This window comes from Ideonella sp. (assembly GCF_035254525.1).
Classification (GTDB): Bacteria; Pseudomonadota; Gammaproteobacteria; order Burkholderiales; family Burkholderiaceae_C; genus Ideonella.
Window position 1 is genome coordinate 1 of sequence record NZ_DATFAN010000188.1, and the last position, 19139, is coordinate 19139.

The following is a 19139-nucleotide window of genomic DNA, read 5'->3' on the forward strand; positions in this document are numbered from 1 at the left end:
CACCGACCGCAGCAAGGACGTGATCAAGTCCGGCGGCGAGTGGATCGGCTCGATCGACCTGGAGAACATCGCGATGGCGCACCCGGCGGTGGCGATGGCGGCGTGCATCGCCGCCCGGCATCCGAAGTGGGATGAACGCCCCTTGCTCGTGGTTCAGCCCAAGCCTGGTGCCGACGCGACGCGCGAGGACATCCTGGCGTTCTTCGACGGAAAGATCGCCAAATGGTGGACGCCCGACGACGTGGTCTTCGTCGACGCGATCCCGCTCGGCGCCACCGGCAAGATGCAGAAGAACAAGCTGCGCGAGCAATTCGCGGCCCACGTGTTGCCAGGCGTCGGAATGGCAGCCGACGTGACCTTGCCGTCCACCTAGGCTGGCGATCTCAGCGCGGCGGCTCAGAACGGCGGCGACATTTCCTCGGCCTGGTCGGCCTGCGCGCCGCAGGCCTGCAGCCGGGCCTGCAGGCTCGCCACCTCGTCGCGCAGCGCCGCGTTCTCGGCGCTCAGGGTGGCCACGCGGCGGCGCAGCGAATCCAGGCTGTCTTGCTCCACCGCGCCCGCCTCGGGCACCCCGGCGGCGGAGTCTGCGGCCGGCTCGGCGGCCGGCTTGCGCTTGGCCTCGCGCACGCGCTTGGCCGCCTGCTTCAGCTCGTCCTTGCCGGCGGCGGCCGCGGCGGCCTGTTCCTCGGCCGGCAGGCTGGCGACGGCGGCCGCGGCGTTGATCGAGATCGTGCCGGCCTTGACGGCCGCCACCAGCTCGGGCGCGGCCTGCTTCTGGATCTTCTCGATCATCACGACCTGGCTGCTGCGCAGGCGCGCAGCCTTGGCCAGCGCCTCGCGGGTGTCGAGCGGCTCGGGCGCGGCGGCGGGGCGGGCGCCCGCGGCGTCAGGCGCCTCGGCGGCCGGCCCTTCCGCCGCCGGGCTCGGGGCGACGGCCCGGCGGGCGCGCCGCTCGGCCACGATCTCGCGCTTGCGCAGCGCGAGCACGCCGCGCTGGAAGTCCGACAGGCTGCGCCGGCCCAGGTGCTGGTCGATCATCCACAGGTGCACGTCCTCGATGGACTGGAAGCGCGTGTGCTGCACCGTCTGGAACGGCAGGTTGTGCTTGCGGCAGATGCCGTAGCGGTTGTGGCCGTCGACCAGCATGTCGCCCCACAGCACCAGCGCATCGCGGCAGCCCTCGGCCAGGATGCTGCGCTCCAGCGCCTCGTACTCCTCCGGGGTCAGTGGGTCGATGTAGGCCTTGAGTTCTTCGTTGACGACGATGTCCATGAGCGCGGTGTTCGAGCGGGGGCAAGGGGCGCGCATTGTAGAGAGCGGCCTCGCGCCGCCGTCTCAGCCCGCGTCGTCGCGCCCGGCTGGCGCTGGCGGGGCCTGCAGCAGGCGCTGCATCGCTTCGGCCCACCGGGGCTGGCTGTGCCACAGAGGCTGCAGCGCGTCGCCGCGGGGGGCGGGCAGCACCGACAGCTGGCCCCGCCATTGCCGGGCCTCGTCGATGCGCTCCAGCGCTGCGCAGCAGGCGGCCGCCACCTGTGCCGACGGGCGCCAGGCCGGCCGGACCTTCAGCGCCGCGACCGCAGTTCGCAGGCCCGCCTCGGGCCGGCCGTCGAACAGCTGCGCCAGGGCGAGGACGTTGAGCCAGATGAAGTTCTGCGGGTCGTGGCGATTCAGCTCCAGCCCGCGCTGGAGTGATTCGATGGCGGCCGGGGCGTCGCCGGAGAACAGGCGCGCCATTCCGTGCACCAGGTGCCCCAGCGCGAACCCGGGGCTGAGCTCGATGGCTTGCTCGGCGGCGCGGATGGCCGTGTCGAAGGATTCGCCGTACACGCTGACGATCGCCAGCGCGTAGTGCGCATACGGGCTCTTGTCGTCCAGCTCCACCGCCCGCACGGCAGCCTGCCGTCCCTCTCGCAAGTCCGACCCGGTGTCGGTGCTCCAGCCGTAGGCCACGAGGCCGGCGTTGACACGGCCGAGCCACAGGTGCGCTTCGGTTGACTCCGAGTCGATCTGGGCGGCCTGCCGGAACAGCTCGCGGGCCCGCCAGTGGGTCGGCTCGGTCACGTGGTGAAAATGCCAGGCGCCCTGGGCGACCAGATCCCAGGCGGTCACGGCGCCCGCGCGCCGGTGCGCGGCGAGGCCGCCTTCGCGCTGCAGCAGCTCGGGCTCGATGGCGCCCACGACCTGGCGCGCGATGGTGTCCTGGACGGTGAACACGTCCGCCATGTCGATGTCGACGTGGTCGGCCCACAGGCAATGGCCGCCGGCGGCATCGGACAGCCTGGCCGAGACGCGCAGCCGCGGTCCCGCTCGCCGCACCGCGCCCTCCAGCGCGTAGCGCACGCCCAGCTCGCGCGCCGCCGTGATCGCGTCCACGGGCCTGAGCTTGTAGACGTGGCTGGCGTTGCGGCCGACGACCGAAAACCAGCGGAAGCGGGTCAGCGCGGCGATGATGTCCTCGGTCACGCCGTCGGCGAAATAGTCTTGCGACGGATCGTCACTGAGGGTGGCAAAGGGCAGCACGGCCACCGAGGGCCGCCCGCCGCGATCGGCCGGGCTCGGCTGGACGGGCGCCAGCGTCGCATCTTCGACAGCGATCGCGCCGACCAGGCGGTAGCCCGCCCGAGGCACCGTGACGATCCAGTCGACGCCGCCGGCGGCCGGCCCGAGCTGGCGGCGCAGCGCCGCGATCTGCACCGACAGGTTGCTGTCCTCGACCACCAGCCCCGGCCAGGCGAGCTGCATCAGCTCGTTCTTGCCGACCACGCCGCCTTGCGCATCGAGCAGGGCCTTCAGGATGCGCATGCCGCGCTGGCCGATTGCCACCGCCGCGCCGTCGGACGTCAGCGTGCCCCGCGCCACGTCGAGGATGAAGGGGCCGAACGCGAATCGCTGGGCCATCGCTTGCCGCCGCCGCGGGTTTAGGAAGATTTCGGGGCATTTCGGCGCGCGTTCAGTGACGCGCCGGCCTGCCTGACGCATTGTGTTCTCGCGCAGCCGCGCGATGCAATCGCCCCACCGGGCAGGAGGTCCGACATGAACACCATCATCGACACCGGCAACCACGCCGGCACCCACGCCGGCACCGGCCGGGTCGTCCCGGGCTCGGCGCCCTACACGAGCGCCCAGGGCTCGGTGTACACCCCGGGCATCAGCGCCGAGACCGTCGGCGCCGCCGCGCTGTTCCTCGGCGTCGTGACGATCCCCCCTGGCCAGCGGACCAAGGCCCACGTCCACGCGCTGCATGAGTCGGCCTTCTACATGCTCAGCGGCGAGGAGGTCGAGCTGTGGACTGGCCCGCGGCTCCAGCACCGGGCAGTTGCCCACCCCGGCGACTACCTGTTCATTCCGGCCGGCACTGCCCATGTCGCGGTCAACTGCAGCGCGGTGCAGCCGGCGGTGTTCGTCGGCGCGCGCAACGAAGCGACGGCCCAGGAGAGCATGGTCCTGCGGCCCGAGCTCGACAGCCTCGTGCAATGAAGGCGGAGACCTCCATGGGACGAGTCGAACAACGCCTGGCCGAATCAGGCCTGATCCTTCCCCAGCCCATGCGTGTGCCTACCGGCCTGCAGTTCCCGTTCGCGTGGGTCCGCGTGCGGGGCCACCGCGCCTATGTCTCCGGGCACGTCCCGCTGAATCCGGACGGGACCCTGGCCCGGCCGCTCGGCAAGGTGGGCGCGGAGGTTTCGGCGGAGGAGGGCAGGCAGGCGGCGAGGCTCGTGGCGCTCGCGCACCTGGCGAGCTTGCAGCGCGCGCTCGGCGACCTGGATCGCATCACCGCCTGGCTGCGGGTGTTCGCGATGGTCAACGTGGCGCCCGGCTTTCATGAGACGCCGCGCGTGACGAACGGCTATTCCGAGCTGATCCTCGAGCTCTTCGGCCCTGAGGTCGGCGCCCATGCCCGCTCGTCGATCGGCATGATGATTCCGCTGAACGCACCGGTGAACTGCGAGGCCGAGGTCGAAATCGATGGTGGCTGAGGCCGCGATCGAGGCTCAGCAGCGCATCAGCTGCTCGAAGCTGCTGCGGTAGCTCGCCACCCACTGCGCCCGCCGCGCCTGCCGCTGCGCGGCATCACCGGCCAGCGCGGTGCGGATGCCCTCGGCGAGCCGGCCGGCCGGCCACAGCACGGCGTCTTGCGGTGCCTCCCAGGTGGTGAGGTAGGCGGCCAGCTTGCCGGCCTGCGCCGGGTCGTGCGGACGCTGCAGCCCGACAGCCGGCACGCCGAAGGCCGTGGCGACGATGTGGCCGTGCAGGCTGCTGCCGGCGTGCGCGCTGGCGTGGGCGAGCAGGGCGCAGATGTCCCAGAGGTCGAGCGACTCGAACAGCCGCACGCGCGAGCCGGTGGCCATGCGCTGCGCGATGCGGGCCAGCACGCCGAGGGCGTCGTGACAGGGCGCGGCGCCGGCGCGGAACAGCACGATGCCGAGGCCGGTGTCGGCGGCGGTGGCCTCCAGTTGCGTGCCGATCGTGGCCAGCGTCGCGTCGTCGCCGAAGTCGGCCGCCAGCTGCATGGCAACGTAGCCGCCGGGAAAGGCGGCCCTGACCTCGGCGACCGGGCCCTGGCCGGCCCGGGCCCGGATGGTCGGGCCGAACAGCGTGTCGACCATCACCGCCGGGTCGGGCATCAGGCTGGCGGCGATGCCGGCCGACTGCAGCGATGCCAGCGTGACCACGTCGCGCACGCCGACGGCATCGGCGGCCGCCAGCCGCGCGAGCACCGCCTGCCGCCAGGGCGGCGGCAGGGCCGGCAGCGCCACGCCGCCGACCGCGTTGAACACGACGCGCCCGACGCCGGGCAGCTCGTCGCGCGATGCGACGTAGGGCATGGGTGACGCCGTGCCGAGCAGCGTGCCCAGCCAGTGCGGCTCCTCGCCGGGGTGCTGCTCGATGTAGCCGAGCGTCGCATCGACCTCCTCGTTCGGCAGCAGCATCACCGCCGCCTGGCGTGCGCTGCAGCTGAGGATCTCGCCGCCGACGTGAACGAGGCTCGCGCCGCGCAGGCGCCCCTCGCGGGCCAGGCGGTGCAGGGCGTGCACCGTGTGGCCACCGTACGGGCGCAGGTCGCGCTCGGCCAGGCCGGCGAAGACCAGGTCGTGGCCCGGCAGCAGCGCCGAGACGATGTGCGGGAACAGCAGGTCGCCGAAGTTGTGCCGATCGAAGGCGCCGAACAGGACGGTGGCCGCGCGCATGCCTGATCCTAGTCGGCTGCGCGCCGACGCGGGTCAGGGGGCGCTGGCCTCGGGCGCGACCGTCCTCTCGGCACTGGCTGCGGCCCCGTCCTTGGCTACCGCGGGCTTGACCTCACTGATCTTCTTGGCAGCGGGCTTGTCGGGCGCGGCGGTGGCGGGCGCCGGGGCCGCGGCCGCCTTCGTGCCGGCCGCGTCGGTGGTCGCACTGCTGCTCGCCGTGGCGCCGAGCTTGCCTTCCAGGCCCTCGACGATTTTGACCAGCGCGCGTTCGGAGATGCCGAACAGCAGCGCGACCGCCAAGGCCATCGCGCTGTGCGGCCCGTCCCAGGTTACCGAGGCAAAGAGGTCGCCCAGCAGCTTCCACTGCACGGCCAGCACCACCAGCAGCACGCCGGCCCAGCCGCCGATGGCCCCGACGACCGGGCTCAGGAACAGGGTCGTCCACGCGCCGGCGTGGTCCGTGGGCAGCTGCAGCCGCCCCAGCACGCGCATCAGGCGGCTGAGGAAGCCGCCGGTCGCGCCGAGCAGGAAGAAGACCGCGTTGCCGACCGCGGCCGACAGCGCCGTGATCAGCAGCAGCGCGGAACAGACGAGCCAGAGCGTCTTCTTGTGCCAGCTGGCCACCGCGGCGAACTCGCCGTCTTCGCGGTCGTAGAGCTGGTTGCGCGCTTCGGTCAGCAGGGCATTGCGCCGTTCGCTCGGCAGCAGCGGGGCCGACGCCAGCGCCAGCTCGATGCGCTGGCGCAGGGCCTCGGCCGGCGCCAGCCCGTCGCCCTGGAAGGCGAGCAGGCGCTTGCGCCAGTCGGCTTCGGCCGGCGTCGTGTTGGCCGGCCAGGGCGCCGTGAGGCCGGTGCACGCTTGGTCCACGGCCGGCAGGAAGCTGTTCGCGACATGCTCGAGCAGCACGCGGTACTCGATGAGCATGCCGGCGCCGGCGGTCCGCAGCGTCGCGTGGATCTGCGGCAGCAGGTCCGCCTGCGGCGTCAGGGTGGCCGCCAGGCGGTGGGCCAGCGCCTGCATCTCGGCGGCCTTCGCCGTCGACTTGGGGTCGGCCATCGCGGTGGCGCTGCGGGCCAGGTCGCCGGTGGCCTGCGCCAGCATGGCATTGACTTCGCGCAGCAGCGCCGCCGGCGGGTCGCCCAGGTCCACGCTGGAGCGTGCCAGCTCGGCGCGGATGCGGTCGGCCAGCGCCAGCGCCTGGGTCGTGCCGACGTCGCGCAGCTGCACCTCGGCGTCGTCGAGCGACACGCGCACGTCGTCGGGCCGCGTCGCCGCGGCTAGCTGCTCCTTGGCCTCGTGAAGCAGCGTCCAGCCCGCGTGTTCGTGCCCGCGGCTCCAGAGCAGGACGTTCAGCAGCCGCTGCGGGCTGCCGCCGGCCTCCAGCCGCGCCCGCGCCTGGCCCAGTAGCGAGTCGACCTGATCGAGGCGTTCGGGCTTGCCGGTGGCCGTGGCGCGCAAGCCCGCTGCACGGGCCTCGACCGCATCGATCTCGGCGCTGAGCAGCTCGATCGCGGGCCGGGCGACCATGTTCCAGCGCGCTGCGGTCACGGCCAGCCAGTAGATCACCACGAGCAGAACGACCGGCCACATCGAATCGCGGCCGAGCCGCCAGGCCAGGCCCGTGGGCGCCTGCCGGCCCGCGCCCGTGCCGGCCAGCTGGGCCGCCACGCGGGTCGTGCCGCTGTCGCTGTCGGACACGACCAGCGCGCCCGTGGTCGCGCCGAGCTTCTTCGGCGCAAACGTGACGGCCAGGGCGCAGGAGCCCTGGGGGCCCAGCTTGCAGGTGGTCGGTGCCACAGCGAAGTCGCCGTTGGCGCGCACTTCATAGGTGGCGGCCGCCACTCCCGCACCGGCCTGGAGCGTGAGCGTTCGGACGGTGCTGGCCGTGTCGACCTGCTGGCTCGCGAAATCGATCCGCGATGGCTCGAACTGCAGCCCGGCCAGGCCCGCCGACGCGGCCGATGCGGCCGACGCGGCCGATGCAGCCGACGCAGCCGATGCAGCCGATGCTGGCGCTTGGGCGGCTTCCCCGCCGGCCCCGGCCATCAAGGCCAGCGGCAGCAGGGCCCATCGGCACAGCCGCAGGAAGCGGCCAGCCCCTGCACGGCGTCCGGACAGCGGCGCGTAGCTCATTCTTGTCCTCCTCGACGGTCGGGGCGCCGGGCCACCAGCCCGTGCCGGCCTGGGCTCTTTCCTACTTCGCGGGCGCAGCAGCCTTCAGCCCGGCACAGGCATCACGCCGCGGCTGGGCCGGCATGGCCGCGCCCTTCTCCTTCGCGCGGGCCGCCATCAGGTCGTGGTGCTCGGTCATGTAGGCGTGGCATTCGTCGTAGGTCTTCATCGAGGCGAGCCTGTCGCGGTGCTGCTGGCGCTCGGCGTCGCTCATCATCGACCAGCCGGGCGTCCAGCCCTGGCCCCAGCGCGCGCCGGGGCTGCGGCCGCTGCGCATCATCGGGCCGGGGCAGTTCACGCCTGCCGGGGCGCTGGCGCCGGCGCGGCAGGGGCCGGCGCCCGGGCCGGGGGCGGAAGCGGGTTGGGCGGCGGCGAACCCGGCGGCCAGCAGCATGCCGGCGGCACAGAGCGACAGGGTGAGTGCTTTCATGCGCGATCTCCTGGGGGTGATGGGCGAATCAGTACATCTCGGGCTCGGCGCCGGGCATGGCCGGTGCAGCGGGCGACTTCTTCGGCGCGTTGGCGACCATGCAGTCGGTCGTCAGCACCAGGCTGGCGATCGAGGCGGCGTTCTGCAGCGCCAGGCGCGTGACCTTGGCCGGGTCGATCACGCCCATCTCGAGCATGTCGCCGTACTCGCGCGAGGCGGCGTTGTAGCCGTAGCTGCGCTGGCTCGATTCGTCGACCTTGTGCAGCACGATCGAAGGCTCGTCGGCCGCGTTGCTGACGATGCGGCGCAGCGGCTCCTCGAGCGCGCGCTGCACGATCTTGACGCCCGAGGCCTGGTCGAGGTTCGGCGAGGCGAGCGTGGCCAGCGCGCGGCGCGCGCGCAGCAGCGCGACGCCGCCGCCCGGCACGATGCCCTCCTCGACGGCGGCGCGGGTGGCGTGCAGTGCGTCCTCGACGCGCAGCTTGCGCTCCTTCAACTCGGTCTCGGTGGCCGCGCCGACCTTGATCAGCGCGACGCCGCCGGCCAGCTTGGCGATGCGCTCGTCGAGTTGCTTGCGCTCGTAGTCGCTGGTCTGCGCCTCGCGCTCCTTCTTGATCGCGGCGATGCGCTCGCGGATCGCGGCCGCATCACCGGCGCCGCCGATGATCGTCGTGCTCTCGCGCCCCACCTCGATGCGCCGCGCGCGGCCCAGGCTCTCGAAGCTGGCCTTGGCCAGCGTCTGGCCCAGGTCGCCCGAGATGACCGTGCCGCCGGTCACCACCGCCATGTCCTGCAGCATCGCCTTGCGGCGGTCGCCGAAGCCCGGCGCCTTGACCGCGCAGGTCTTGACGACGCCGCGCACGCTGTTGATGACCAGCGTGGCCAGCGCATCGGCATCCACGTCCTCGGCGATCACCAGCAGCGGCGCGCCGGACTTGGCGGCGGCTTCGAGCAGCGGCACCAGGTCGTTGACGGTCGACAGCTTCTGGTCGCACAGCACGATGGCGGCGTTCTCGAACACCGCGGCCTGCTTCTCGGCGTTGTTGATGAAGTAGGGCGAGAGATAGCCGCGGTCGAACTGCAGGCCCTCGACGACCTCGAGCTCGCTGGTCAGGCCCGAGCCGTCCTCGATCGACACCGCGCCCTCGCGGCCGACCTTGTCCATCGCGCGGGCCACCAGCTCGCCGATGGAGCGGTCGTTGTTGGCCGAGATCGCCGCGACGTGGGCGATCTCCTGCGAGGTGGTCGAAGGCTGCGCGATGACCTTCAGCTCGGCGACCACCGCATCCACCGCCAGGTCGATGCCGCGCTTCAGGTCCATCGGGTTCATGCCCGCGGCGAGGTACTTCAGCCCTTCCTGGATCATCGCGTGGGCCAGCACGGTGGCGGTGGTGGTGCCGTCGCCGGCCATCTCGCTGGTGCGTGCGGCCACCTCGCGCAGCAGCTGCGCGCCCATGTTCTCGAAACGGTCCTCCAGCTCGATCGCCTTGGCGACGACGACGCCGGAGTTGACGATCTGCGGCGGCCCGAACTCCCGGTCGAGGATCACCGTGCGCCCGCGCGGGCCCAGCGTGACCTTGACCGCATCGGCCAGTGCATCGACGCCACGGCGGATGCGGTCGCGCGCGTCGTCGCCGAACAGCAGTTGCTTGGCGGCCATGGCGTCAGCCCTCCTTCTTCGCCCGCACCAGCAGCACCGGCACCGGCGATTGGCGCACGACCTGCTCGGCATCGCTGCCCAGCAGCATGCGGCCCACGCCGCGCCGGCCGTGGGTGCCGATCACGATCAGCTCGGCGCCCCAGGCCTTGGCCTGGTCGATCACCACGTCGCACACGCGCACGGCGGCGTTCTCGATGAGCTGCGTCTCGGCATGAACGCCGTCGGCCTCGGCGCGGGCCTTCGCGTCGGCCAGGATCTGCCGTCCGCCCTCGGTGAGCTGGTCCACCATCTGCGCCGTCAGCGCGACGCCGGCCTCGGGCACCATCGTGATCGACAGCAGGTCGATCACGTGCAGCAGCTTCAACGTCGCGCCGGTCAGCTTGGCCAGTTGGGTCGCCTCGGCCAGGCCTTGCAGCGAGGTCGGGCTGCCGTCCACCGGCACCAGGATCTTCGTATACATCGTGTCGTGCCCTTCCAGGTTCGCAGGGTCACAGCCCCGCTTCGCGCAGGCGCTGCAGCAGATCGTCGGGCCCGGGCGGTCGCCACGTCGGGTTCGCCGGGCGCTTGAAGGCGACCTTCCATCGGTTCAGCAGGCGTCTCATGGCAGCTCCTTGCACGCAGTTCGACGGCTCGATGACAACGAGCCATGCAACAAGGTCACATGCTTGCGTCGTCCGGTAAACGAGCCGGCAATGCCTGGGATCGGCCGGTAACACCGCGTGAACCGCGTGTATCCGCACACCTTCGGCGGTAATGCTCCGCGCCTTCGCGCTGGCCGCCGTTGATGGCCGTCAATCCGGTCGCCTGCGGCGCGCCTATCGTGCTTGCATGAAGCTGACCTTCCTCGGTGGGACCGGCACCGTGACCGGCTCGAAGTACCTGCTGGAGCACGAGGGCCGCCGGCTGCTCGTCGACGCGGGCCTGTTCCAGGGCTTGAAGCAGCTGCGCCTGCGCAACTGGGATGCCTTCGCGGTGCCGCCATCGTCGATCGACGCGATCGTGCTGACTCACGCACACCTGGACCACAGCGGCTTCGTGCCCAAGCTCGTGCAGCAGGGCTTTCGCGGCCGCGTCTATGCCACGCCGTCCACGCGCGAGCTGTGCGGCCTGCTGCTTCCCGATTCCGGCCGCCTGCTCGAAGAAGAGGCCGACTACGCGAACCGGCACGGCTTTTCCAAGCACCACCCGGCGCTGCCGCTGTACACCGAGGCCGAGGCGCGCGAGGCGCTCGATCGCTTCAGCATGCGCGACTTCGACCACGGCTTCGAGCCGATCCCCGGCGTGCGGGTGCTGCTGCGGCGTGCCGGGCACCTGCTCGGTGCGGCCAGCGTGCGGGTCGAGTGGGACCGCCGTTCGCTGCTGTTCTCGGGCGACATCGGCCGCGGCAACGACCTGCTGATGCATGCGCCCGAGCTGCCCGAGGCTGCCGACTGGGTGGTCATCGAATCGACCTATGGCGACCGCGCGCACGCGGCGGCCGACCCGCTGGCCCAGGTGGCCGAGGTGATCAACCGCACCGCCAGCCGGGGCGGCGTGCTGGTGATCCCGTCCTTTGCGGTGGGCCGTGCGCAGACCCTGCTGTGGGCGATCTCCCAGCTGCGTGCGCAGCGGCGCATCGCCGACGTGCCGATCTACCTGAACAGCCCGATGGCGGCCGACGCGACCGGCATCTACGTTGGCCATGCCGGCGAGCACCGGCTGTCGGCCGCGCAGTGCGAGGCGATGTGCAAGGCGGCCTACCTCGTCAACACGGTCGAGGAATCCAAGCGCCTGAACGAGCTCACCCACCCGGCGGTGATCATCTCGGCCAGCGGCATGGCCTCGGGCGGGCGCGTGCTGCACCACCTGAAGGCCTTCGCGCCGAACCCGCGCAACGGGATCCTGTTTGTCGGCTTCCAGGCGGCGGGCACGCGCGGCGCGGCGATCCTGGCCGGTGCGCCGACGGTGAAGATCCACGGCGAGCAGGTGCCGGTGCGGGCCGAGGTCACCCACATGGATTCGCTGTCGGCGCATGCCGATCGCGACGAGTTGCTGGCCTGGATCGGTGCGCTGCCGGCGCCGCCGCAGCGGGTGTTCGTCACCCACGGCGAGCCGGTGGCTGCCGACGCCTTGCGCCAGGCGATCGAGGAACGCCATCGCTGGCCCTGCACGGTGCCCGAATTCCGAGACACGGTGAGCCTGTGAACGACGTCAACGGTTATGTGAAATCCGGCGGCCGGCTCAAGGCCAGGCGCGCCGGCATCGACACCTACCAGCAGCCGGTGGTCTACATGCGGCGCGACTGCGCGGTCTGCCGCGCCGAGGGCTTCGAGGCGCAGGCGCAGGTCGAGCTGGTGGCCAACGGGCACCAGGTGCCAGCGCTGCTGAACCGCGTCGACGCCGAGTGGCTGGCGCACGACGAGGCCGCGCTGTCCGAGGCCGCCTGGGGCCTGCTCGGCCTGGCCGACGGCGACGAGGTGCTCGTGCGCCACGCGACGCCGCTCGAATCGCTGCGCTTCGTGCGCGCCAAGGTCTACGGCCGCAAGCTCGACTACCCGTCGATGCGCGCGCTAATCGACGACATCAGCCGCGGCCGCGTGTCCGACCTGCACCTCGCGGCCTTCGTCACCGCCTGCGCCGGCGGCCGGCTCGATGCGCAGGAGGTGGTCGCGCTGACGCGGGCGATGGTCGATGTCGGCGAACGCCTGAGCTGGCCGATGTCGCCGGTGATGGACAAGCACTGCGTCGGCGGGCTGCCGGGCAACCGCACGACGCTGATCGTCGTGCCCATCGTCACCGCCTGCGGCGTGGTGATGCCCAAGACCTCGTCGCGCGCGATCACCTCGCCGGCCGGCACGGCCGACACGATGGAGACGCTGGCGCCAGTGGCGCTGGACATCGCGACCATGCGCCGCGTCGTCGAGCGCGAGGGCGGCTGCATCGCCTGGGGCGGCTCGGCGCGCCTGTCGCCGGCCGACGACATGCTGATCCGCGTCGAGCGGCCGCTGGATCTGGACAGCGAGGCGCAGCTGGTCGCCTCGGTGCTGTCCAAGAAGGCGGCGGTCGGCTCCGAGCGCGTGCTGATCGACCTGCCGGTCGGACCGACGGCCAAGGTGCGCAGCAGTGCCGCGGCGCAGTCGCTCGCGGCCAGCCTGATCGAGGTCGGCAGCGCGATCGGGCTGCAGGTGCAGGTGCTCGAGACCGATGGCCGCCAGCCGGTCGGCCGCGGCATCGGCCCGGCGCTGGAGGCGTTGGACGTGATGGCGGTGCTGCACCGCCACACCGAGGCGCCGCAGGACCTGCGCGAGCGCTCGTTGCTGCTGGCCGGCACGCTGCTCGAGATGGCCGGCCGCGCGGGGCCCGGCCACGGCCTGGCGCTGGCCACGCGCACGCTCGACAGCGGCCTGGCGCTCGCCAAGTTCATCGCGCTGTGCGAGGCCCAGGGCGGCCTGCGCGAGCCGCCGCGCGCGGCGCACAGCGCGGTCGTCGCCGCGCCGGCCACCGGCCGCGTCGGCGCGATCGACAACCGCCGCCTGGCGCGCGCCGCGAAGCTCGCCGGTGCGCCGCGCGACCCGGCTGCCGGCGCGGTGATCCATGTCCGGTTGGGCGACGCGGTGGCAGCGGGCGAGCCGCTGTTCACGCTGCACGCCGAGGCGCCAGGGGAGTTGGCTTATGCGTTGGCCTACGTGAACGCGCAGGAGGCGGCGATCGTCGTGATCGACCCGCCAGACAGCGGGGCCGACAGCGCGGCTGATAACGCGCCGGCCGCTGCGGCCGAAACCGGGACCTATCTGCCATGAAGCTTCAGCTCATTGCCCTGCCTGGCGCGGAAGACCGCGCCGACTCGCTGGCCACCCTGCTCGGCGTCACCAGCTGCGTGCTGGACCACCGCCGCTTCCCCGACGGCGAAACCTACCTGCGCGTGGCCGGCGCGGTGGCCGGCGATTCGATCGCCGTCGTCGCGACGCTGCGCGATCCGGACCCGCAGGTCCCCGCCTTGCTGTTCCTCGCCGATGCGCTGCGCGAGCTCGGTGCGGTGCGCGTCGGCCTGATCGCCCCCTACCTGCCCTACATGCGGCAGGACACGCGTTTCCGCCCGGGCGAGGCGGTCACCTCACGCAGCTTCGCCAAGCTGGTGTCGCGTTCCTTCGATTGGCTGGTCACCGCCGACCCGCACCTGCACCGCTACGCCAGCCTGCGCGCGCTCTACGACATTCCGGCCACCGTCGTGGACAGCGCGCCGGCGATCGCCGAGTGGGTGCGGCGCGAGGTCGAGCGGCCCGCGATCATCGGGCCCGACGCCGAGAGCGCGCGCTGGGTGGCCGAGGTGGCGCGGCAGGTCGGCTGCCCGTTCGCGGTGCTCGAGAAACATCGCCACGGCGACCTCGACATCGATCAATCGCTGCCCGATCTCGCGCCGCTGCGCGGCCGCACGCCGGTGCTGGTCGACGACATCATCGCCACGGCGCACAGCATGGCCGGCGCGGTGCGCCTGCTGCGCAGCGATGGCTTCGCGCCGCCGGTGTGCATCGGCGTCCATGCGTTGTTCAGCGGCGATGCCGACGCCGTGCTGCGCGCGACCGGCGCGGCCCACGTCGTGAGCTGCAACACCGTGCCGCACCCGAGCAACGCGATCGACCTGGTGCCCTCGCTGGCCTACGCGACCCGCGACCTGGCGCTGCACGGCGCCGTCATGCCGTAGCCGGCACAACCCCGCGTTTCCCCACCCCCATCGAAGGAGCCCTCCATGAGCATCGGCGACATTTGCCAACGCCACATCATCACGATCGACGCCGTCGCGACCTTGCGCGAGGCCGCCAACCGCATGCGCGAGCACCACGTGGGCGCGCTGGTCGTCACCGTCGAGGCCGCGGGCCAGGACCAGGTGGTGGGCGTGCTCACCGACCGTGACCTGGCCATCGAGGTGCTGGCGCGCGACCTCGGCGCCGCCGACGTGCGCGTCGCCCAGGTCGCCAGCCGCCGCCTGGCCGCCGTGCCGGCCGCCGCCGACATCGGCGAGGCGGTGGCGGTGATGAGCCAAGCCGGCGTGCGCCGCCTGCTCGTCACCGGCGCCGAGGGCCAGCTCGAAGGCTTCGTCACCGCCGACGACCTGCTGGACGCGCTGGCGAGCCAGGTCAGCGGCCTGGCCGCCGCGCTGAAGAGCGGCATCGCGCGCGAGAGCGCCGAGCGCCCGGCCATCGCCCCGCCGCGGCCGCGCCCGGCCTTCCTGCCGCAGGGCACGCCGGGCTTCCAGGACCCGGTCAACTACGGCGGATCCTGACCCCCCGACAAGGCGCTCCGCAGGAGCCGCCGCCCATCAAGTGGCGTGCGCGGATCCGGCTTCGCCGGTCCGCTGCGCGAGCCCCCCCGGGGGGCAGTCCCCGGAAGGGGGCGTGGGGGCTTCAGCTCTCGCCTCCTCCTTCAACTGCCGGCGCAGCACCTTGCCGATCGGCGTGCGCGGCAACTCGCTTCGGAACTCGATGCGGCGCGGGCGCTTGTAGGGCGCGAGGTGGGTCGCACAGTGCTGGCGCAGCGCCTCGGCGTCGAGGCCGGGGTCGCTGGCGATGACGTACAGCGCGATCGCCTCGCCGCTGTGCTCGTCGGGCACACCCACCGCGGCGGCGTCCTGCACGCCGGGGTGCAGGCGCACCGCGTCCTCGATCTCGGCCGGGAAGGCCTTCATGCCGGAGACGACGATCACGTCCTTCTTGCGGTCGACGAACTGCACGTAGCCGTGCTCGTCGAAGCGGCCGATGTCGCCGGTCAGCAGCCAGCCGTCGGCGGTGAAGGTGTGCGCGGTTTCCGCCGGCGCGTTCCAGTAGCCGCGCATCACCTGCGGGCCCTTGACGGCGATCTCGCCGACGCGACCGGGCTCGCAGGGCTGGCCCTGGTCGTCGAGGATCGCCACGTCGGTCGACGACACCGGCAGGCCGAGCCGGCCGCTGCAGCCGGTCGCGTCGACCGGGTTGGCGCAGACGATCGGGGAGGTCTCGGTCAGGCCGTAGCCTTCGATGATGGGCTTGCCCATCAACGCCTGCCAGCGGTCCGACACCGTCGGCAGCAGGGCCATGCCGCCGGCCACGGCGAGCTTCAGGCGATCGCGGTTCGCGCGGGCCACCTCGTCGAAGCCCGGCGCCTTCAGCAGCGCGTCGAACAGCGTGTTGACGCCGGTGATGACGGTGAACGGCGTGTGCCGCAGCACGTCGATGAAGCGCGGCATGTCGCGCGGGTCGGGAATCAGCACGTTATGGCCACCCAGGCGCAGGAAGACCAGCAGGTTGGCCGTCAGAGCGAACACGTGGTACAGCGGCAGCGCGGTGATCACCGTCTCTTCGCCGTCCTTCAGCAAGCCGGCCGTCCAGGCCACGACCTGCTCGAGGTTGGCCACCAGGTTGCCGTGCGTCAGCACCGCGCCCTTGGGCCGGCCGGTGGTGCCGCCGGTGTACTGGATGAAAGCCATGTCCTCGGGGCCGAGCGCCACGTCCTGCAGTGGCAGGTGTTCACCCTGGGCCAGCACGTCGTGCAGGCTGTGCGCGGACGGCATCTCCCAGTCGGGCACGGCGTGCTTGACGTGACGCAGCACGAAGTTGACCAGCCACCGCTTGGGGGCCGGGAACAGGTCGCCGACCTGGGTCACGACCACGTGCCTGACCGTCGTGCCCGGCACCGCCTGCTCCGCCGTGTGGGCGAAGCCCTCGAGCACCACGAGCACCGTGGCGCCGGAGTTGTTGAGTTGATGTTGCAGCTCGGACGCCGTGTACATCGGGTTGACGTTGACGACCACCATGCCGGCGCGCAACGCGCCGAACACGCAGACTGGGTGCTGCAGCGTGTTGGGCAGCATCACCGCCACGCGGTCGCCGCGGGCCACGCCGGGCTGGTGCTGCAGCCACGCGGCAAAGCGGCGGCTCAGGGCGTCGAGCACGGCATAGCTGATCGTCACGCCGAGGCTGGTGAAGGCCGGCCGCCCGGCGAAGCGGGCGCAGCTGCGTTCGAGCAGGGCTTTCAGCGAGGGGCAGCCTTGCCAGTCGACCTCGGCCGGCACGCCGCGGGGGTAGGAGGCGAGCCAGGGCCGGGTTGCGGCCGGGGTGGGCGAGGGGGCGGTGGTGTCCATGGCGGGTCTCCGGTGGCAACAGGGACTTCGACGCTTTTCGACTCTAGGCCGCCGCAACGCGCGTGCCTTGCGCCAGCGCAGACCCGCGGGGCGCCGGGCGCGCGGGCGGTGACGCTTGAGCCGCGTCAAGGCATCCGGCATGCCGGCATGCCTCAATCGACCGCATGGTTTCGTGCGATCGACGATGAACAACAAGCCCTGGCGCTCGATGGGCGCGCTGCTCCTGGCGATGATGGCGGTGTGGCTGCTGGTGGACTGGTGGCAGGCCGGGCGCGAGCTCGCCACCGTGCCCTACAGCCAGTTCGAGACCGAACTGCGCGACGGCCAGTTCAGCGAGGTGCAGGTCGGCGACCGCACGATCATCGGCACCCTGCGCACGCCGCGCGACGGCAAGACGCACGTCGCCGCGACGCGGGTCGAGCCGGCGCTGGCCGAGCGGCTGGCGCCCACCGGCGTGACCTACAGCCGCCTGCCCGAATCCGGCGGATTGACCACGCTGCTCGGCTGGCTGGTGCCGCCGCTGCTGTTCTTCGGCCTGTGGACACTGGCCAACCGTCGCCTGATGGGCCGCGGCGGCGCCGGGCTGCTGGGCATCGGCCAGAGCAAGGCCAAGGTCTACATGGAGCCCAAGACCGGGGTCACCTTCGACGACGTGGCCGGCGTCGACGAGGCCAAGGCCGAGCTGCAGGAGGTGGTCGATTTCCTGCGCAACCCGAAGGAGCATGGCCGGCTCGGTGCGCGCATGCCCAAGGGCGTGCTGCTGATGGGCCCCACCGGCACCGGCAAAACCCTGCTGGCGCGCGCCGTGGCCGGCGAGGCCGGGGTGGCCTTCTTTTCGATCAGCGGCTCCGAGTTCATCGAGATGTTCGTCGGGGTCGGCGCCGCGCGGGTGCGCGACTTGTTCGAGCAGGCCCGGGCCAACGCGCCGGCGATCATCTTCATCGACGAGCTCGACGCGCTGGGCAAGGCGCGCGGTGCGGGCTCGGTCTTCGGCGCCCACGACGAGCGCGAGCAGACGCTGAACCAGCTGCTGGTCGAGCTGGACGGCTTCGACCCCAGCGTCGGCGTGGTGCTGCTGGCCGCGACCAACCGGCCCGAGATCCTCGACCCGGCGTTGCTGCGCGCCGGCCGCTTCGACCGCCAGGTGCTGGTCGACCGGCCGGACCGTGGCGGGCGGCTCGCGATCCTGAAGGTGCATGCGAAGAAGATCCGCCTGGCGCCCAGCGTCGACCTGGATCAGGTCGCGGCGATCACCGTCGGCTTTGCCGGCGCCGACCTGGCCAACGTCGTCAACGAGGCGGCGCTGGCCGCCACGCGGCGCCGGGCCGATGCGGTGACGCTGGACGACTTCACCCAGGCCATCGAGCGCATCGTCGCCGGCATCGAGAAGAAGCATCGCCTGCTCGGCGAGCAGGAACGCCGCCTGGTCGCGACGCACGAGCTCGGCCATGCGCTGACCGCGCTCGCGCTGCCAGGCACCGACCAGGTGCACAAGGTGTCGATCGTGCCGCACGGCGTCGGCGCACTCGGCTACACGCTGCAGCGACCGAGCGAGGACCGCCATGTGCTGCGCCGCGGCGAGCTGGCCGACAAGCTGGCGGTGCTGCTCGGCGGCCGTGCGGCCGAGGTGCTGGTTTTCGGCGAGCCCTCCACCGGCGCCGCCGACGACCTGGCCAAGGCCACCGACCTGGCGCGCGACATGGTGCTGCGCTGGGGCATGGACGACACGCTGGGCCCGGTGGCCTATGCCGACCGGCCGCCCAGCTTCCTGTTCGGCCCGGGCGGCGAGCCGGGGTCGGGCGGCGGCCGCTTCAGCCCGCAGACCGCAGAGCGCATCGACGATGCGGTGCGCCAGCTGCTCGAGCAGGCCATGGCGCGTGCCACCACGCTGCTGCAGGCGCGCCGGCGCGTGCTGACCGAGGCGGTGCAGGCGCTGATGGCGCGCGAGACGCTGGACGCGGCCGAGTTGTCGGCGCTGGCCGGTCTGGAAGGCGGGGGGCCGGCCGGCGTGGCGCCGGCAGCCGATCAGCCCACGCTGCCGAGCAGCAAGGCCTGCAGCACGTAGCGGCGGTTGCCCGCGCCGGTCGCGCCGTTGTCGAGCCGGTGGGCGAGCGCATCGGTGGCCGGGTGTTCACCGGCCAGCGCGTCGTAGACCGGCACGCCGGCATGGATGCGGATCTGCTCGACCAGCGCGGGCGGCAGGCCCTGGCACTCGATCGCGTCGTACAGGCGCCCGAGCACCCGCGCCGTCTGCGGCAGCACCGGGCCGTCGGTCAGGCCTGCCACGCTCGGGCGGATGCGCACGACCCGGGCCCCCAGCGACTGGGCGGCCTGTTCGAACAGCACGGCGTCGGGGCTGTCCTCGGCCTCGCAGATCAGGCCCAGGTTCTTGCCTTGCAGCGGGCGGTGGGCGCCACCGGCCAGCGCAGCGTGCTTCAACGCGGCGGCGCTGGCCGCCAGGGCATCGCGCTGGCTTTCGGACAACGTGTCGACACTGCCGGGGAAATCGGGGGGCAAGGTGGTGGTGGGCATCAGGCTCCCCACAGCCTGAGAACGGCAAGTCGCGGGAGTGACGCAAGGCTACCGGGCTGAGAT

At 72.4% G+C, this 19139-nt stretch carries 17 protein-coding genes; 8 read left to right on the forward strand and 9 right to left on the reverse strand.

Annotated features, from left to right (window positions below):
• Positions 1-373: AMP-binding enzyme (locus VJ693_RS20450; protein WP_414652329.1), on the forward strand; the 373-nt coding region annotated here is incomplete at its 5' end.
• 23 nt (positions 374-396) lie between these two features.
• Here the strand turns inward: VJ693_RS20450 and VJ693_RS20455 are convergent.
• Together VJ693_RS20455 and VJ693_RS20460 are read right to left on the reverse strand one after the other, a co-directional pair.
• Positions 397-1272, reverse strand: a complete 876-nt coding sequence (locus VJ693_RS20455) for a plasmid replication/partition related protein (protein ID WP_324157222.1) — start codon at positions 1270-1272, stop codon at positions 397-399.
• Positions 1273-1335: 63 nt separating this feature from the next.
• Positions 1336-2898: a winged helix-turn-helix domain-containing tetratricopeptide repeat protein gene (locus VJ693_RS20460; RefSeq protein WP_324157224.1), complete on the reverse strand. Its 1563-nt coding sequence runs from the start codon at positions 2896-2898 to the stop codon at positions 1336-1338.
• Positions 2899-3033: 135 nt separating this feature from the next.
• On the opposite strand from VJ693_RS20460, the gene VJ693_RS20465 reads away from it, so the two are divergent.
• Both VJ693_RS20465 and VJ693_RS20470 read left to right on the forward strand, forming a co-directional pair.
• Complete coding sequence (locus tag VJ693_RS20465; RefSeq protein WP_324157225.1) at positions 3034-3477, forward strand: cupin domain-containing protein; 444 nt, start codon at positions 3034-3036, stop codon at positions 3475-3477.
• A 14-nt stretch (positions 3478-3491) separates the two neighbouring features.
• Entirely contained in the window at positions 3492-3977 is a 486-nt protein-coding gene (locus VJ693_RS20470; protein ID WP_324157227.1) for a RidA family protein, read from the forward strand.
• A 15-nt stretch (positions 3978-3992) separates the two neighbouring features.
• On the opposite strand, the gene VJ693_RS20475 is transcribed toward VJ693_RS20470, so the two are convergent.
• From VJ693_RS20475 to VJ693_RS20495, 5 genes are all read right to left on the reverse strand, one after another.
• Entirely contained in the window at positions 3993-5189 is a 1197-nt protein-coding gene (locus VJ693_RS20475) for a polysaccharide pyruvyl transferase family protein (RefSeq protein WP_324157229.1), read from the reverse strand.
• A 33-nt stretch (positions 5190-5222) separates the two neighbouring features.
• On the reverse strand, positions 5223-7322 hold the full coding sequence (locus VJ693_RS20480) for a hypothetical protein (protein ID WP_324157231.1): 2100 nt from the start codon (positions 7320-7322) through the stop codon (positions 5223-5225).
• A gap of 61 nt (positions 7323-7383) precedes the next feature.
• Positions 7384-7791, reverse strand: a complete 408-nt coding sequence (locus tag VJ693_RS20485; RefSeq protein WP_324157233.1) for a hypothetical protein — start codon at positions 7789-7791, stop codon at positions 7384-7386.
• Positions 7792-7819: 28 nt separating this feature from the next.
• Positions 7820-9451 (reverse strand): chaperonin GroEL, encoded by a 1632-nt coding sequence (gene groL, locus VJ693_RS20490; protein WP_324157235.1) that lies wholly within the window; start codon positions 9449-9451, stop codon positions 7820-7822.
• Positions 9452-9455: 4 nt separating this feature from the next.
• On the reverse strand, positions 9456-9911 hold the full coding sequence (locus tag VJ693_RS20495) for a universal stress protein (RefSeq protein WP_324157237.1): 456 nt from the start codon (positions 9909-9911) through the stop codon (positions 9456-9458).
• 368 nt (positions 9912-10279) lie between these two features.
• On the opposite strand from VJ693_RS20495, the gene VJ693_RS20500 reads away from it, so the two are divergent.
• The 4 genes from VJ693_RS20500 to VJ693_RS20515 are packed head-to-tail and all read left to right on the forward strand — an operon-like array spanning position 10280 to position 14711.
• Complete coding sequence (locus VJ693_RS20500) at positions 10280-11635, forward strand: MBL fold metallo-hydrolase (protein WP_324157239.1); 1356 nt, start codon at positions 10280-10282, stop codon at positions 11633-11635.
• A complete protein-coding gene (locus VJ693_RS20505; RefSeq protein WP_324157241.1) occupies positions 11632-13230 on the forward strand; it encodes a thymidine phosphorylase family protein in 1599 nt (532 codons plus the stop codon). Before VJ693_RS20500 ends, VJ693_RS20505 begins: the two co-directional genes overlap by 4 nt.
• Positions 13227-14132 (forward strand): ribose-phosphate pyrophosphokinase, encoded by a 906-nt coding sequence (locus VJ693_RS20510; RefSeq protein ID WP_324157243.1) that lies wholly within the window; start codon positions 13227-13229, stop codon positions 14130-14132. The genes VJ693_RS20505 and VJ693_RS20510 overlap by 4 nt, the downstream gene beginning before the upstream one ends.
• A 45-nt stretch (positions 14133-14177) precedes the next feature.
• A complete protein-coding gene (locus VJ693_RS20515; protein ID WP_324157245.1) occupies positions 14178-14711 on the forward strand; it encodes a CBS domain-containing protein in 534 nt (177 codons plus the stop codon).
• Between the two features lie 36 nt (positions 14712-14747).
• Here the strand turns inward: VJ693_RS20515 and VJ693_RS20520 are convergent, their stop codons facing one another.
• The gene (locus VJ693_RS20520) at positions 14748-16544 is read right to left on the reverse strand and encodes an AMP-binding protein (protein WP_324157247.1); all 1797 of its coding nucleotides are present in this window, start codon (positions 16542-16544) and stop codon (positions 14748-14750) included.
• Between the two features lie 184 nt (positions 16545-16728).
• Here VJ693_RS20520 and ftsH point away from each other — a divergent pair, with 184 nt between their 5' ends.
• A complete protein-coding gene (ftsH, locus tag VJ693_RS20525; protein WP_324157249.1) occupies positions 16729-18609 on the forward strand; it encodes an ATP-dependent zinc metalloprotease FtsH in 1881 nt (626 codons plus the stop codon).
• Here ftsH and VJ693_RS20530 read toward each other — a convergent pair.
• Entirely contained in the window at positions 18570-19076 is a 507-nt protein-coding gene (locus VJ693_RS20530) for an ornithine carbamoyltransferase (protein WP_324157251.1), read from the reverse strand. The genes ftsH and VJ693_RS20530 overlap by 40 nt on opposite strands.
• Positions 19077-19139: the final 63 nt, after the last annotated feature.

Excerpts from the sequence above, each read along its gene's own strand:
- VJ693_RS20520 (WP_324157247.1), bottom strand. The coding sequence starts at position 16,544 with ATGGACACCACCGCCCCCTCGCCCACCCCGGCCGCAACCCGGCCCTGG.
- VJ693_RS20510 (WP_324157243.1), top strand. The coding sequence starts at position 13,227 with ATGAAGCTTCAGCTCATTGCCCTGCCTGGCGCGGAAGACCGCGCCGAC.
- groL (WP_324157235.1), bottom strand. The coding sequence starts at position 9,451 with ATGGCCGCCAAGCAACTGCTGTTCGGCGACGACGCGCGCGACCGCATC.
- VJ693_RS20480 (WP_324157231.1), bottom strand. The coding sequence starts at position 7,322 with ATGAGCTACGCGCCGCTGTCCGGACGCCGTGCAGGGGCTGGCCGCTTC.
- VJ693_RS20495 (WP_324157237.1), bottom strand. The coding sequence starts at position 9,911 with ATGTATACGAAGATCCTGGTGCCGGTGGACGGCAGCCCGACCTCGCTG.
- VJ693_RS20515 (WP_324157245.1), top strand. The coding sequence starts at position 14,178 with ATGAGCATCGGCGACATTTGCCAACGCCACATCATCACGATCGACGCC.
- ftsH (WP_324157249.1), top strand. The coding sequence starts at position 16,729 with ATGAACAACAAGCCCTGGCGCTCGATGGGCGCGCTGCTCCTGGCGATG.
- VJ693_RS20465 (WP_324157225.1), top strand. The coding sequence starts at position 3,034 with ATGAACACCATCATCGACACCGGCAACCACGCCGGCACCCACGCCGGC.
- VJ693_RS20485 (WP_324157233.1), bottom strand. The coding sequence starts at position 7,791 with ATGAAAGCACTCACCCTGTCGCTCTGTGCCGCCGGCATGCTGCTGGCC.
- VJ693_RS20500 (WP_324157239.1), top strand. The coding sequence starts at position 10,280 with ATGAAGCTGACCTTCCTCGGTGGGACCGGCACCGTGACCGGCTCGAAG.
- VJ693_RS20475 (WP_324157229.1), bottom strand. The coding sequence starts at position 5,189 with ATGCGCGCGGCCACCGTCCTGTTCGGCGCCTTCGATCGGCACAACTTC.
- VJ693_RS20530 (WP_324157251.1), bottom strand. The coding sequence starts at position 19,076 with ATGCCCACCACCACCTTGCCCCCCGATTTCCCCGGCAGTGTCGACACG.
- VJ693_RS20470 (WP_324157227.1), top strand. The coding sequence starts at position 3,492 with ATGGGACGAGTCGAACAACGCCTGGCCGAATCAGGCCTGATCCTTCCC.
- VJ693_RS20460 (WP_324157224.1), bottom strand. The coding sequence starts at position 2,898 with ATGGCCCAGCGATTCGCGTTCGGCCCCTTCATCCTCGACGTGGCGCGG.
- VJ693_RS20455 (WP_324157222.1), bottom strand. The coding sequence starts at position 1,272 with ATGGACATCGTCGTCAACGAAGAACTCAAGGCCTACATCGACCCACTG.